This is a genomic window from Paenarthrobacter sp. R1 (assembly GCF_030264015.1).
In the GTDB taxonomy this organism is placed as follows: domain Bacteria; phylum Actinomycetota; class Actinomycetes; order Actinomycetales; family Micrococcaceae; genus Arthrobacter; species Arthrobacter ureafaciens.
This window is the reverse complement of sequence record NZ_CP127115.1, coordinates 287,648-301,915: the sequence shown is the minus strand read 5'-3', so window position 1 is coordinate 301,915 and position 14,268 is coordinate 287,648. Positions and strand designations below refer to the sequence as shown.

Sequence of the window (14,268 nt, the reverse complement as noted above, 5' to 3'; positions counted from 1 at the left end):
CCGGATCACCGGAACGCATGCGCCAGGTAACCCTAGGCAGGAGTGTAGGGATGCGGGCGGGTGCCCGCAAGGCTTTCCCGCCATGGATCCCGGGTTTTCAACAAATCCGCAGTAGATTTAGTGGGATACCGCCACCGGGGCCATCCAGGAGAACCAACCACCTTGCATTTGAAGAGTTTGACCGTCCGCGGGTTCAAGTCGTTTGCGTCGGCCACGACGTTCGACTTCGAGCCGGGAGTCACTGCGGTGGTGGGGCCCAACGGCTCCGGCAAGTCCAACGTCGTTGACGCCCTGGCGTGGGTCATGGGCGAACAAGGGGCCAAGACCCTGCGTGGCGGCAAAATGGAAGACGTCATCTTCGCCGGCACGTCCGGCAGGCCGCCCCTGGGCAGGGCACACGTGTCGCTCACCATCGACAACACCGACAACGCGCTTCCCATCGAATACAGCGAAGTCACCATTTCGCGCACCCTGTTCCGCACCGGCGGCTCCGAGTACGCCATCAACGGTGCGCCGTGCCGCTTGCTGGATATCCAGGAGTTGCTGTCCGATTCGGGACTTGGCCGCGAGATGCACGTCATCGTCGGCCAGGGCCAACTGGACCGCGTGCTGCACGCGACTCCGGAGGACCGCCGGGGCTTCATCGAAGAAGCCGCCGGTATCCTCAAGCACCGGCGGCGCAAGGAAAAGACAGTCCGCAAGCTGGAGGCGATGCAGGCCAACCTTTCGCGGCTGGGAGACTTGACCGCCGAGATCCGCCGCCAACTGACGCCCCTGGGCAAACAGGCAGAAATCGCCCGCCGCGCCCAAACGGTCCAGTTCGACGTCCGCGATGCCAAAGCAAGGCTTTTGGCCGACGACCTGATGCAGCTCACCAGCAGCTTGGAGCAGGACGTGGCCGATGAAGCAGCCCTCAAGGAACGCCGTCAGGTGGTTGAAGCGGAACTCGGGCACGGGCGGCAGCGGCAGGCAGAGCTGGAACAGCGCGCCGCTGAAGCAACGCCGCGCCTCAACGCCGCACGCGATCGCTGGTACCAGCTCTCGGCAAACCGGGAACGGCTCCGTTCCCTGGCCTCGCTGGCGGGTGAGCGCCGGCGTCTCCTGGGGGCCTCGGAAGCCTTGCCGGACTCCGGCCGCGACCCTGAACACCTTGAACGCCAAGCGGCCAAGGTGCGTCAGGAGCAAGCAGCCGTGGAACACGATGTCCTCGCCAAACAGGCGGCCCTCCTGGAAGCAACCGTGGCCAAGGACAGCGCGGAGGCGCTCGCAGCCGCCGAGGACAAGCGCTTGACCGCCATGCTGCGGGCAGCGGCAGACCGCCGGGAAGGCTTGGCCCGGCTCGCCGGGAAAGTGGCCGCGGCCCGTTCGCGGGTGGATGCTGCCGAAGCCGAACGCGGACGTATCCGGGAATCGCTCGCAGCTGCCGATGAGCGGCGCCGTTCCGCACACAGCGAGTTCACCGCCCTCGAATCCCAGGTTGCCGGAGTCGAGGACGGCGAGGAAAGCCTCGACGCCGATTACGAGGAAGCCAACCAGGTCCTCGATGCAGTCACCGCCGAGATCGAAGAACTCAAGGCCGCCGAGCGCGGCGCCCTGCGGGAACGCGACGCGCTGGTTGCCCGACGCGACGCACTGCAGCTGGGCCTGAACCGCAGGGACGGTTCGCAGAGGCTGCTCGGTGGGGACGTTACAGGCATCCTCGGGCCCTTGGCCGGGATGCTCGCCATCGAACCCGGCTACGAAACAGCGGTATCTGCAGCCTTGGGTGAGGCATCCGATGCCTTGGTCGCCGCCGATACCGCAGCAGCCCTGGCTGCGTTCAGCACCCTCAGGGCGGACGACGCGGGACGTGCCGTCCTGCTTCTGGCTAGCAGCGACGGGCCGGAGACCGCCAACGACGGCGCGTTGCCGCAGGGCTGCCGGTGGGTACATGACGTCGTCAAAGCCACTGAAGCGCCGGCCCAGAGTGCGCTTGCCCTACTGGCCGGGGCGGTCGTCGTCGAGGACCTGGCAGCAGCGGCGGAACTGATCGCTGAGCGCCCCGGGCTGAGGGCGGTCACCAGGTCAGGCGATGTGTTGACATCATTGGCCGCGCACGGCGGATCAGCGACCGTGCCGTCGTTGATCGAGGTCCAGGCCGCCGTCGACGACGCCGTTGCCAGGCTCCAGGACGTTACCGCCGGTTTGGAGCGCAACCGTTTCCGCCTGGCGGCAGCGAAGGCGCGGCAGGCTGAAGCCCGGGACCGGGCAGACGCTGCGCTGGAGAAGCTGCACGAATCCGATGCCCGGCTGGCGGCCGTGGCCGAACGGTTGGGACACCTGAACTCCGTCCTGCGTGGCGCCGTAGGGGAAAGTGAAAGGCTTGCGGCCACGCTGGCCAAAGCCGAGGCGAACATCGCCGAAGCCACCATGGATCTGGACGTGGCCTCCGAGCGCCTGGAAGCAGCCCAGGAAGCCCCCGACGATGAACCCTCCACCGATCTCCGGGACGAACTTGCCGAACAGGCCCGCACCGCACGAGCCAAGGAAATGGAAGCACGGCTGGCGCTCAGGACCGCAGAGGAACAGCTCGGCGCCGTGGGCAACCGGGCCGCCTCGCTGGAAAGGGCTGCAGCAACCGAACGCCGGGCCCGGGAGGAGGCCGCACGCCGCGCGCAAAGGCGCCGTGCCCAGGCAGCCCGGGCAGCAGCCGTCCAGGCGGGAGCCACGCACACGCTCCGGTTCCTGGACATCTCCGTGGAGCTCGCTGCGGGCGAACGGGACCTGGCCGAGGAAATCCGCGAAAAACTCGACAAGGAACTTGCCCACGTCCGTTCCGTCAACGAGGAACGTGCCAAGGAATTGGCGGAGCTGACCGATTCGGTGCACAAGGACGAGCTGGCCCGTGCGCAGCAGCGACTGCGTATTGAGGCGCTTGAAGCCAGGTCAATCGACGAACTTGGGATGTCCGCAGGGCAGTTGGTGGCGGAGTACGGTCCGGACCAGCCGGTTCCGGTGCCCGCAACTGCAAGTACTGGAAAAACGGACAAGTGGGCGGAGCTCAGGGCGCCCGTTGACGAGGACGGGCAACCCCTTCTCCACGGTGTTCCGTTTGTCCGTGCCGAGCAGGAGAAGAGGCTGAAGAAGGCTGAACGGGACCTCGCTTCGCTGGGCAAAGTCAACCCTTTGGCCTTGGAAGAATTCGCGGCCTTGGAGGAACGGCACCAGTTCCTCAGCTCCCAGCTGGAAGACCTCAAAGCCAGCCGGAAGGACCTGCTGGACATCATCAAGGAAGTCGACAACCGCGTCCAGCAGGTGTTCACTGAGGCCTTCGCCGACACCTCCGCTCAGTTCGACCACGTCTTCGCTCGCCTCTTTCCGGGCGGCGAGGGCCGCTTGGTGCTGACCGATCCGGACGACATGCTGACCACAGGGATCGAGGTCGAGGCGAGGCCTGCCGGCAAGAAGATCAAGAGGCTTTCCCTCTTGTCAGGCGGCGAGCGGTCGCTCACCGCAGTGGCGTTGCTCGTCGCGATTTTCAAGGCGCGGCCTTCGCCCTTCTACGTCATGGACGAGGTGGAAGCCGCGTTGGACGACACCAACCTTGGCCGCCTCATCACGATCTTCGAGGAATTGCGTGAGTCCAGCCAGCTGATCGTCATTACGCACCAGAAACGGACCATGGAGGTGGCCGATGCCTTGTACGGGGTAACAATGCGCGGGGACGGTGTGTCCACGGTTATCAGCCAACGCCTCGGGGACGGGGCCTAGCTGTGTGAGAAGGTAGGGGAGTGAACGATTTCCTACCCATAATCCTGTCCATAGTCGCTGCGCTCGTGGTGATTGGCGGACTGGTCCCGGTCCTGCTCAAGGCCCGTAAGTCCGGCTCCAAATACCCCGGGACCCGCGACGCCAACGACCCCCTCCAGTCGCCGGCAGCAAGCGGCGGAACCTTGGTGGAGGACCGGCCGGAGCCCGCCCCCGCGCCCGGCCGTCACGGCTCCCTCGAAGAGACCTTGGTCCCGGACGATGCCGCCGGGCTGGAAACCATTGCCGTGGAGACCCCGGCACCCGTGGAGGGCCGCCTTACCCGTCTTCGCGCACGCCTGGTCAAGTCCAACAACATCCTGGGCAAGGGCCTGCTGGCCCTGCTTTCGGGTGACAAGATCGACGAGAACGTGTGGGACGAGGTGGAGGAGACCCTTCTCCTGGCAGACCTTGGAACAGAACCGACCATGGAACTCGTGGAGTCCCTGCGCGAGCGCGTCAAGGTCCTGGGAACCCGCGATCCGGAGCATGTCAAGGCCATGCTCCGGGAAGAACTCATCAAGCTCGTTGACCCGTCCATGGACCGTTCCTTGAACGTCGCCCGCCAAGGTGACCGTCCCGCCGTCGTGCTGGTGGTAGGTGTCAACGGCGTCGGCAAGACCACCACGGTGGGCAAGCTGGCGCGTGTCCTGGTGGCTGAAGACAAGGACGTCCTGCTGGGAGCAGCGGACACCTTCCGTGCGGCAGCGGCCGAACAGCTCGCCACGTGGGGCCAGCGCGTGGGCGTGCCCACGGTGAAGTCGGACATCGACGGCGCGGACCCCGCTTCGGTGGCCTACGAGGCAGTCAAGGCCGGCATCGACCAGGAAGTCGATGTTGTCATGGTGGATACCGCGGGCCGCCTGCAGAACAAGACCGGCCTGATGGACGAGCTTGGCAAGGTCAAGCGCGTCATCGAAAAGCTGGCCGAAGTGGACGAGGTCCTGTTGGTGCTGGATGCCACCACCGGCCAGAACGGGCTGAACCAGGCGCGGGTCTTTGCCGAGGTGGTCAACATCTCCGGCATCGTCCTGACCAAGCTCGATGGCACCGCCAAGGGCGGCATCGTGGTCGCGATCCAGAAGACGCTGGGCGTGCCGGTCAAGCTCATCGGCCTGGGCGAAGGGCCCGACGACCTCGCGCCTTTCGACGCCGAGGGCTTCGTGGACGCACTGCTGAACTAGTTCTTCAACTGACTGGCAATAGGGGTTGTTCTGAGCGTTCAGAGCAACCCCTGTTGCCAGTCAGTTTTGTTTAACCGCGGGTTCGCGGGCGGGAAGCCACGCTGCCGCGGTCACCAGGAGCACCCCGCCGGTGATTCCAAAAGCCCAGGCGTAGCCCAACTGGTCCGCCAGGAGCCCGGCAACCACCGGGCCGATGATGGCTCCGGTATCGGCCGCCATCTGGAACACTGCCAGGACGCGGCCACCGGAGCGGCCCCGGCCAATCACATCGGCGACGGCGGCCTGCTGCGCCGGGCCCAGCAAGCCGGAGCCGAAACCCGCCACGGCGGAGGCAACGAGGAACCACACCAGGTCACCGGTCACGCCGATGAGCCCCGTAGCGGCTCCCGTGATGACCAATCCCGGGATAAGCAGCGGCTTCCGTCCCCAGGAGTCCGAAAGCCGGCCGGAGAACGTCAAAGCGAGTGCGTTACCCATGGCGAACACAGCAAGCGCCCACGCCGCCGTTTCCGGACGTGACTGCAGGACGGCCGTGGCAAACAAGGGGATGGTGGCCATGCGCACACCGAAGGTGACCCAGCCGTTGCCGAAACTTGAGAAGACGGCCGCCCGGTAGGCCGAATCGGCGAGTGCCTCTTTCAGCGTCATGGCAGGCGCGTGCCGTGCCTCCTCACCCAGATGGTTCGTGCCGGTCAGCATCGTCCGCACAACGACGGCGGCGAGCAGCAGGGCAGCGGCGTACACCAGGAACGGCACGCGCAGGCCGAAACCGGCCAGGAGTCCGCCCACCACGGGCCCCAGGACGCTGCCGATCAGGAAGGCCGAAGCGTAGGCTCCCGAAACCTGGCCCCTTCGCTCCGGCGGCGCCAGCCGGATCAGCAGGCCCATGGCGGCGACGGTGAACATCACCGAACCCGCTCCGCCCAGGCCGCGGAAGATCAACAACTGCCAGTAGTTTTGCGCGAAAGCGCACGCCGCAGTCGACGCGGCAACAATCAGCAGCCCGCTCACATAGACGCTTCGCTCCCCGAAGCGGACGATCAGCTGCCCGCCCGCCGGCGCGAAGACAAGGCGCATGAAGGCGAAGATACTGACGATCACTGCGGCGGCCGTCGCGCCGACGTCGAAGGTCGTGGCAAATTGCGGCAGTACCGGGGCCACCAGCCCGAAACCCAGGGCGATGAGGAAGGCGGCGGCCAGCATGACCTTCACGTCGCGGGGAAGCGGCTCCCTCTGCTGCCTGATCCTTGGTGGCTGGGTGGATCGGGGCGACTGTGGCATCCGGGGTGGTCCTGTCAGGGTCGAAGGTTTTGCGTTGGCGCGGTACTCGTCCCGGGCCTGTGTGACGCATGAAACATATCCGTAACAACGAGGTTATGCATCATTTACGTTGGGGAGGTTGATGTAACAGGCCCGCAATCTAAATCCCGCGCAGGTGAAACACTGCGGCACAAAACTTTATTGCAGGACGCAAAAGGCGTCAGGACAGCGGACGAACCGCAGTACTAGCAAGAGAGGACGTGCACCATGGAACTTACCGCAGGTCACGTATGGGTCATGGTGGCGGCAGCGCTTGTGCTGTTCATGACACCGGGATTGGCATTCTTCTACGGTGGTATGACACGGGCCAAGGCCGCCCTGAACATGATGATGATGAGTTTCATCTCCATCGGCATCGTGGGCGTTGTATGGGTGCTGTGGGGGGCATCCATGAGCTCCGGCGAGGGCTTCATGGAGATCGTGGGGAACCCGTTTGCATCATTTGGACTGGCTGGAGTGGACGCCACTCCTGACGGTTACATCAAGGTAGGCTTCGCAGCCACGTTCGCCATCATCACGGTGGCCCTGATCAGCGGCGCGATCGCCGACCGTGCCAAGTTCGGCGCCTGGAGCCTCTTCGTTCCCGTATGGGTCACGCTGGTCTACTGCCCCTTGGCCTACATGGTGTGGGGCGGCGGCCTGTTCGGTCCCGAGGGTGCCATCGGCAAGGCGCTCGGCCCGGCCATCGACTTCGCCGGCGGAACGGTAGTGCACATCAACGCCGGCGTGGCCGCACTCGTCCTGGTGCTGATCATCGGCAACCGCCGCGGCTTCGGCAAGGACCCCAACCACCGCCCGCACAACATTCCCTTCGTGATGCTCGGTGCAGCCATCCTGTGGTTCGGCTGGTTCGGGTTCAACGGCGGCGCAGCAACCACCGCTGAGCAGGGCGGCCTCATCTGGGTCAACACCCTCGCAGCTCCGGCCGCAGCAATGATCGGCTGGCTCATCACCGAACGCATCCGCGACGGCCACCCGACGTCCCTCGGCGCTGCGTCCGGCGTCGTGGCAGGCCTCGTTGCCATCACCCCGGCTTGCGCCAACGTCGATCCCATCGGCGCCCTGGGCCTGGGCCTGGTCGCCGGTATCGCGTCCGCCCTCGCCGTAGGCCTGAAGTTCCGCTGGGGCTTCGACGACTCCCTGGACGTGGTGGGAGTACACCTGGTCTCCGGCATCATCGGAACCGTAGCACTGGGCTTCATCGCAAAGCCGGTGGACGGCGTTGGCGGCGGCCTCTTCTACGGTGGCGGCATGGCCCAGATGTGGGCGCAGCTCGCAGCGGCCGGCATCGCCATCGCCTTCTCTGCCATCATGACGGCGATCATCGCCCTGGCCATCCACAAGACCATGGGCTTCCGGGTCTCCACTGAGCAGGAGAACGTCGGCGTTGACCTCAGCCTCCACGCCGAGACGGCCTACGAGTTCGGTGTAGGCGGCCACGGTGGAAGCTTCCAGCCGCTGCACGACGTGATGACCGGCAAGAACGACGCCGCAGTGGAATCCAAGGCCACCGCAGCCGAAGGCAAGGAGAGTGTCCAGGCATGAAACTCATTACAGCGATCGTCCGTCCGGAGAAGCTTGAAGCAGTCCGGGAAGGCCTGGAAGCGTACGGCGTCCAGGGGTTGACGGTCAGCGCGGCCAGCGGCTATGGCCGGCAGCGGGGCTACACGGAGGTGTACCGCGGTGCTGAATACAACGTGGACCTGCTGCCCAAGATCCGCATCGAGGTTCTTGCCACCGACGAACAAGCGGACGACATCCTGGATGTCCTCATTGCAAGCTCCAACACCGGCCGGGCCGGTGACGGGAAAGTCTGGACCGTGGACGTCTACGAAGCGGTCCGTGTCAGGACCGGGGAGCGCGGCGCGGCGGCCATTTAGGCGGACGGCCGGACCCCGGCTGTTGATCCGGGAAACGAACAGCGGGCCGGGTACCGAAAAGGTACCCGGCCCGCTTGGCCGTTAACAGTCAGCCGTCCCGAAACAGTCAGCCACCGTGGGACAGTCAGCCCCTGTGACTTGCCGCCGCAGGACTGTTACTGCCGGTGTGCCCGCTGTCGCTGCGCCCGCCGCTGGTGCCCCACGCTGCCGGCCCCTGGCTGCCGGCGTCGTACTCCTCCAACGGGACCGCATCCTGCGCCCAGGCACCGAGCACGGGTTCCATGATCCGCCAGCAGTCCTCCGCAGTGTCGCCGCGGACGGAGAGGAGCGGATCGCCGGTAAGGATGCCCTCCAGGACTTCGCCGTAAGGCAGCATGCCGGCAGCGTTGAGCTCGGTGATCAAGCTCGCCCGGTCCAGGGTGAACACGTCGCCAGGGCCGTTGACGTCGACGTCGAGCTGCAGGACGTCGGGACCGAAACCGATCCGGAGGTGGTTGGGGGAGTCGACGCCGGAGAACCCGACCGGCAAATGCGGCACGGGACGGAAAGTCACCACGGCTTCCTTCCGTTTGTGGCCCATCGCCTTGCCGGAGCGCAGGATGAACGGGACGCCCTTCCAGCGCCAGTTGTCGATCTCCACCGTGACCTGGGCAAGGGTTTCGGTGTTCCTGGCGGGGTCTACGCCCGGCTCGGCCGCGTAGTCGGGAATGGTGCGCTCGCCGAGCTTCCCGGCTGTATAGCGGGCCCGGCGGGTCGAATCCTGGAACGGGGCCTTGATGCTGCTGGCACGCAGGACCGCGGCCACGGCGTCACGGAGATCGCGTTCGTCGATGGAGGCGGGGGCGTCGATGGCCAGGAAAGCCATGATGTGGAGCAGGTGGCTTTGGATCATGTCCTTGAGGGCGCCGGCATGGTCGTAATAGCGGGCACGGCCTTCCAAAGCCAGGTCTTCGTCGAAGATGATCTCGACTTTTTCGATGTGGTCGCGGTCCCACACCGGTTCCAGGAAGCGGTTGGCGAAACGCAGTCCGAGGATGTTCAGCACCGTGGCCTTGCCGAGGAAGTGGTCCACCCGGTGGATGTGGTCTTCCGGGACCAGCGCGGCAAGTACCTTGTTCAGTTCCCGGGCCGATTCCAGCCCCGCGCCGAAAGGCTTCTCCAATACCAGCCGGGTTCCAGGCGGAAGCTGGTCACGGCGCAGGAGGGCACAGGCTTTCTGGCTGACTTCCGGGGGAAGGGCGAAGTAGATGGCAACCGGCCCTTCCAGGTGCGCCAGCAAGTCGGCGAGCCTGCCGTCCGCCGTGACGTCGACCTGATGGTATTCCGTGGATGCGGCCACCGAGTCCAGTACTGACCGGCCTGCGCTTTCCGCGGCGCCGGCTGCTGCAGCGAAGGATGTGTCCACGCGTTCCTTCCACTGCCGAGCGGTCCAGGGATCGGACCCGGCCCCGACCAGTCGAAGCCCGCCAACCCTGCCTGTGGCAAGGAGGCCGGCAAGTCCCGGAAGGAGCAGACGGCCGGTGAGGTCGCCTGAAGCGCCGAGAATGAGCAACGTTTTCACAGTTGTTTTGCTGGTCACTGTGCCAGCATGCCATCTTGGGGACGCGACTTGGTACCCTAGATAGTCGAGTCCCCTAGTTGACGCTGATTTATTAGGGTTGAGACACATTGTTGGGGCAGGAACGTCAAAGACTCCGGTGAGCCGCAAGGCCGCCATTCGCAGACCATCGAAAGAAGTGCACGGCGCGTGTTCAATTCACTCTCTGACCGGTTGACAGCAACCTTCAAGAACCTCCGTGGCAAGGGCCGCCTGTCGGAGGCCGATGTCGACGCCACAGTCCGGGAGATACGCCGCGCCCTGCTGGATGCCGACGTCGCGGTTCCCGTGGTCCGTGAGTTCACGTCGCGGATCCGCGAGCGTGCGCTCGGCGCTGAAGTGTCCGGGGCGCTGAACCCGAGCCAGCAGATCGTGAAGATCGTCAACGAGGAACTCGTGGAGATCCTCGGCGGTGAAACGCGGCGCATCAGGTTGGCCAAGACCGGCCCTACCATCATCATGCTGGCCGGCCTCCAGGGTGCGGGTAAGACGACCCTCGCGGGCAAGCTGTCCAAGTGGCTTAAGTCCCAAGGCCACAGCCCCATGCTCGTTGCCTGCGACCTGCAGCGGCCCAACGCCGTCACCCAGCTCCAGGTGGTGGGCCAGCGCGCAGGCGTTCCGGTGTTTGCTCCGCACCCGGGCGCCACCTCTGAACTTGAACACCCGGCAGGCGATCCGGTGGCCGTGGCCAAGGCGGGCGTGGAGGAAGCCCGCCAGAAGCTTCACGACGTCGTGATCGTTGACACCGCCGGCCGCCTCGGCGTCGACGCCGAAATGATGGACCAGGCGCGGCGCATCCGCCAGGCGATCATCCCGAACGAAGTCCTTTTCGTCATTGACGCCATGATCGGCCAGGACGCCGTGAATACGGCAATGGCCTTCGACGAAGGCGTCAACTTCACCGGCATCGTCCTGTCCAAGCTCGACGGCGATGCCCGCGGTGGTGCCGCGCTGTCAGTAGCGTCCGTGACGGGCAAACCGGTCATGTTCGCTTCCACGGGTGAAGGGCTCGACGATTTCGAGTTGTTCCACCCGGACCGCATGGCCTCGCGCATCCTGGACATGGGCGATGTCCTGACCTTGATCGAACAGGCTGAGAAGGCCTGGGACAAGGAAGAAGCTGCCCGGATGGCGAAGAAGTTCGCCGACCAGGAAGACTTCACGCTGGACGACTTCCTTGCCCAGATGCAGCAGATCCGCAACATGGGCTCCATGAAGAAGATGCTCATGATGATGCCGGGTGCGCAAAACATCCGGCAGCAGCTGGAGAACTTCGACGAACGGGAAATTGACCGCGTTGAGGCGATTGTCCGGTCCATGACCCCGCACGAGCGCGTGGCTCCCAAGATCATCAACGGTTCCCGCCGTGCCCGTATCGCCAAGGGCTCCGGCGTCCACGTCTCCGAGGTCAACGGCCTGCTGGAGCGGTTCGCCCAGGCTCAGAAGATGATGAAGAAGATGGCGCAGGGCGGCGGCATGCCCGGTATGCCGGGAATGCCCGGCCTGGGTGGACCCGGCGGCGGCCGCAAGGGAGGCAAGAACGCCCCCAAGAAGAAGGCGCGTTCGGGCAACCCCGCCAAGGCTGCGCAGGAGTTGCGCGAGGCAGAGGCCAAGCGCGCAGCTGCCGCGGCTGCTCCCAAGGGTGCAGCGTTCGGCCAGGGCGCCGCTGACTTCGATCCGTCCTCGTTGAACCTGCCCAAGGGCTTCGACAAGTTCCTGGGTAAATAAAGCGCAGGCAAGGCTGACCGGCCTCCGGTCAGCCCGGCATGCCCCGTCGTCCTCCCGTGATGTCGCAGCCCTCGCATAGGCTGGTCCAATGCACAAACAGCGCGTAGTTTTTGTCCACGGCCTGGGCAGTTTCGGCGCTGCGGCCTGGCCAAAACAGCATGGCCTTGCCCTGCGGTATGACTGCCTTTTCCTGAGGCGGCACGGTTTCGATCCCGTGGCCGAGCCCCTTGAGTCGGACATTTCCGCGGATGTGGCCATCCTTGTTGACGCGCTGGCCGACTCGGGCGGGGGACACGTGGTTGCCCACGAACAGGGTGCCATTTCCGCCATGCTCGCCGCGGTGGAGCGCCCGGACCTGGTGTTTTCGTTGTCCTTGGTGGAACCGGCGTGCTTGTCCTTGACGGCCGAACTTCCCGCTACGGCGTCGCACCGCGCCCTGATGCAGCCCTTGTTCGATGTCCGTAGCCAACTCGGCGACGCCGACTATGAGCGTGAGTATTTCCGGCGGGCCTACGCTGCGGAGGCGGGCGGCCTGCAGACACCGGAAGCGCGGCGCTCAGCCCGGCGTTTGAGGTTGCAGGCCCCGCCGTGGGAAGCGCCCCTGCACATTGTGCCCGGTGTTCCCACGCTGGTGCTGACCGGTGGCTGGGAGCCGTTGTACGAGGAAATTGCCGGGTATTTGAGGGATACCGGTGCCCTCCACCGCGTAGCTGCAGGAGGGCACCGTCCCCAGGACTCCGCCGACGGCGACCGGTTCATCCGGTCCTTCATTGCCGACGTCGGACGGGGTTTGTCGGTCAGGGCGTCGTGAGCCGCTGGTCACCGCGGGCCGGCAGCTGGAGTTCGGGCAGGTAGACCTTGCCTCCGGTCGCCAGGAACTCCTCGCTCTTTTCGCGCATGCCGCTGTACATCTCCGCTATGGCCGCCTGGGCCTCGGCGGAACCGTATTCATCCCGGATGTCCTGGCTGATGCGCATGGAGCAGAATTTCGGCCCGCACATGGAACAGAAGTGCGCGGTCTTGGCGGGTTCAGCGGGAAGCGTCTCATCGTGGAAGGACTCCGCGGTCACCGGGTCCAGTGAGAGTGCGAACTGGTCCCTCCACCTGAACTCGAACCGCGCCTTGGACAGCGCGTCGTCGCGTTCGTGCGCGCCGGGGTGGCCCTTGGCCAGGTCTGCGGCGTGGGCTGCAATCTTGTAGGTGATGACTCCGGTTTTGACGTCGTCCTTGTTAGGCAGCCCCAGATGCTCCTTGGGGGTCACGTAGCAAAGCATCGCCGTGCCGTACCGGGCGATTTCCGTGGCACCGATGGCCGAGGTGATGTGGTCGTAGCCCGGCGCGACGTCAGTGACCAACGGGCCCAGGGTGTAGAACGGGGCGCCCTTGCACAACCGCTGTTGCCGTTCCACGTTTTCACGCACCAAGTGGAACGGAATGTGGCCCGGGCCTTCGACCATGACCTGGACGTCGTACTTCCAGGCCCGCTCCGTCAGCTCCGCCAAGGTATCCAGTTCCGCGAACTGTGCGGCATCATTGGCGTCTGCGGTGGCGCCGGGCCGCAGTCCATCGCCGAGCGAGAAGGCAACGTCGTACTTGGCGAAGATTTCGCACAGTTCGTCGAAATGCGTGTAGAGGAAGTTTTCCTGGTGGTGGGCAAGGCACCAGCCGGCCATGATGGAGCCGCCTCGGGAAACAATTCCGGTCACCCGGTTGGCCGTCAGCGGCACGTACCGGAGCAGGACGCCGGCGTGGATGGTCATATAGTCCACACCCTGTTCGCATTGTTCGATCACGGTGTCCCGGAATATTACCCACGTGAGCTTGTTCGCCTCGCCGTTGACCTTCTCCAGGGCCTGGTAGATGGGGACGGTGCCAATGGGAACGGGGGAGTTCCGGATGATCCATTCACGGGTGGTGTGGATGTCATCGCCTGTGGAGAGGTCCATGACAGTGTCCGCTCCCCACTGGGTGGCCCACTGCAGCTTGTCCACTTCTTCGGCGATTGAGCTCGTCACGGCTGAGTTGCCGATGTTGGCGTTGATCTTCACCAGGAATGCCTTGCCGATGATCATGGGCTCGGACTCGGGGTGGTTGATGTTGCTGGGGATGATGGCGCGGCCGGCGGCCACCTCGCTGCGGACCAGTTCAACGTCGCAGTTCTCCCGCAAGGCCACGAAGCGCATCTCCGGGGTCACTATGCCCTGCCGGGCGTAGTGCATCTGGGTGACCCTTTTGCCATCGACGGCGCGGCGAGGCACGGGTTGTGCGCCCTTCCATTCCGCTGAAGCCGCACCGCGGCGCACGGCTGACTTGCCGTCGTCGAGCAGGTTGCGTTCCCGTCCCGTGTAGCTTTCCGTATCGCCGCGCGCCTGGATCCATGCCGCCCTGAAGGGTTCAAGCCCGACGACGGGATCGCTGCCCGGCCCTGCCGTGCGGTACACCCTCAGCGGATCGTTGGCCTTCCCGTTGGGGGAGGGCTCCAAGGCAATCTCGGTCACCGGGACGCGGATGCCGTGGCCAGGGTCCTCCACCCAGGCAAGCGAGTGGGATTTCAGCGACTGCGTGACGGCGTCCCCGCCGGGAGCTGTCAGGTTTTGGGTAGGGCTGTGCTGTGTTTCTGTGGTGCTCAAGGATTACTCACTTCCTTCGCCGGCATTACCCGGACAGGTTCAACGGTCGCAGACTGCTTCAGTCCTTTTCTCAGCCCCTGCAGGGGCTCCCGTGTGGTCAGGGACGAAGCTACCACAGCTGCGGCGGGTGCTCCCAGTCATAT

General features: G+C 65.3%; 9 protein-coding genes and 1 riboswitch. Of the genes, 6 read left to right on the top strand and 3 right to left on the bottom strand.

Translation table 11 applies throughout. The features are described from left to right. Nucleotides 1-162 precede the first annotated feature (162 nt). Nucleotides 163-3,750: a chromosome segregation protein SMC gene (gene smc / locus QN084_RS01485; protein ID WP_170828545.1), complete on the top strand. Its 3,588-nt coding sequence runs from the start codon at nucleotides 163-165 to the stop codon at nucleotides 3,748-3,750. A gap of 20 nt (nucleotides 3,751-3,770) precedes the next feature. After that, nucleotides 3,771-4,970 (top strand): signal recognition particle-docking protein FtsY, encoded by a 1,200-nt coding sequence (gene ftsY, locus QN084_RS01480; RefSeq protein WP_021470810.1) that lies wholly within the window; start codon nucleotides 3,771-3,773, stop codon nucleotides 4,968-4,970. A gap of 60 nt (nucleotides 4,971-5,030) precedes the next feature. Here ftsY and QN084_RS01475 read toward each other — a convergent pair whose 3' ends face one another. Next, nucleotides 5,031-6,251, bottom strand: coding sequence for an MFS transporter (locus QN084_RS01475; protein WP_069694969.1), 1,221 nt, complete (start codon nucleotides 6,249-6,251; stop codon nucleotides 5,031-5,033). Between the two features lie 246 nt (nucleotides 6,252-6,497). Here QN084_RS01475 and QN084_RS01470 point away from each other — a divergent pair, with 246 nt between their 5' ends. Both QN084_RS01470 and QN084_RS01465 read left to right on the top strand, forming a co-directional pair. Then, a complete protein-coding gene (locus QN084_RS01470; RefSeq protein ID WP_021470808.1) occupies nucleotides 6,498-7,835 on the top strand; it encodes an ammonium transporter in 1,338 nt (445 codons plus the stop codon). Beyond that, nucleotides 7,832-8,170, top strand: coding sequence for a P-II family nitrogen regulator (locus QN084_RS01465; protein WP_017199639.1), 339 nt, complete (start codon nucleotides 7,832-7,834; stop codon nucleotides 8,168-8,170). Before QN084_RS01470 ends, QN084_RS01465 begins: the two co-directional genes overlap by 4 nt. A 124-nt stretch (nucleotides 8,171-8,294) precedes the next feature. Here QN084_RS01465 and QN084_RS01460 read toward each other — a convergent pair whose 3' ends face one another. Further along, nucleotides 8,295-9,749, bottom strand: a complete 1,455-nt coding sequence (locus tag QN084_RS01460) for a glucose-6-phosphate dehydrogenase (protein WP_069694968.1) — start codon at nucleotides 9,747-9,749, stop codon at nucleotides 8,295-8,297. A gap of 168 nt (nucleotides 9,750-9,917) precedes the next feature. Here QN084_RS01460 and ffh point away from each other — a divergent pair, with 168 nt between their 5' ends. Together ffh and QN084_RS01450 are read left to right on the top strand one after the other, a co-directional pair. Beyond that, nucleotides 9,918-11,495 (top strand): signal recognition particle protein, encoded by a 1,578-nt coding sequence (ffh, locus tag QN084_RS01455; RefSeq protein ID WP_021470806.1) that lies wholly within the window; start codon nucleotides 9,918-9,920, stop codon nucleotides 11,493-11,495. Nucleotides 11,496-11,583: 88 nt separating this feature from the next. Further along, a complete protein-coding gene (locus tag QN084_RS01450; protein ID WP_069694967.1) occupies nucleotides 11,584-12,306 on the top strand; it encodes an alpha/beta fold hydrolase in 723 nt (240 codons plus the stop codon). On the opposite strand, the gene thiC is transcribed toward QN084_RS01450, so the two are convergent. Beyond that, on the bottom strand, nucleotides 12,293-14,125 hold the full coding sequence (gene thiC / locus QN084_RS01445; RefSeq protein ID WP_083261876.1) for a phosphomethylpyrimidine synthase ThiC: 1,833 nt from the start codon (nucleotides 14,123-14,125) through the stop codon (nucleotides 12,293-12,295). The genes QN084_RS01450 and thiC overlap by 14 nt on opposite strands. Next, a riboswitch (TPP riboswitch) is annotated at nucleotides 14,120-14,228 on the bottom strand. (Overlaps the previous gene by 6 nt.) Nucleotides 14,229-14,268: the final 40 nt, after the last annotated feature.

Coding starts and splice junctions, on each gene's coding strand:
- QN084_RS01475 (WP_069694969.1), bottom strand. CDS start 6,251: ATGCCACAGTCGCCCCGATCCACCCAGCCACCAAGGATCAGGCAGCAG.
- QN084_RS01470 (WP_021470808.1), top strand. CDS start 6,498: ATGGAACTTACCGCAGGTCACGTATGGGTCATGGTGGCGGCAGCGCTT.
- QN084_RS01450 (WP_069694967.1), top strand. CDS start 11,584: ATGCACAAACAGCGCGTAGTTTTTGTCCACGGCCTGGGCAGTTTCGGC.
- QN084_RS01465 (WP_017199639.1), top strand. CDS start 7,832: ATGAAACTCATTACAGCGATCGTCCGTCCGGAGAAGCTTGAAGCAGTC.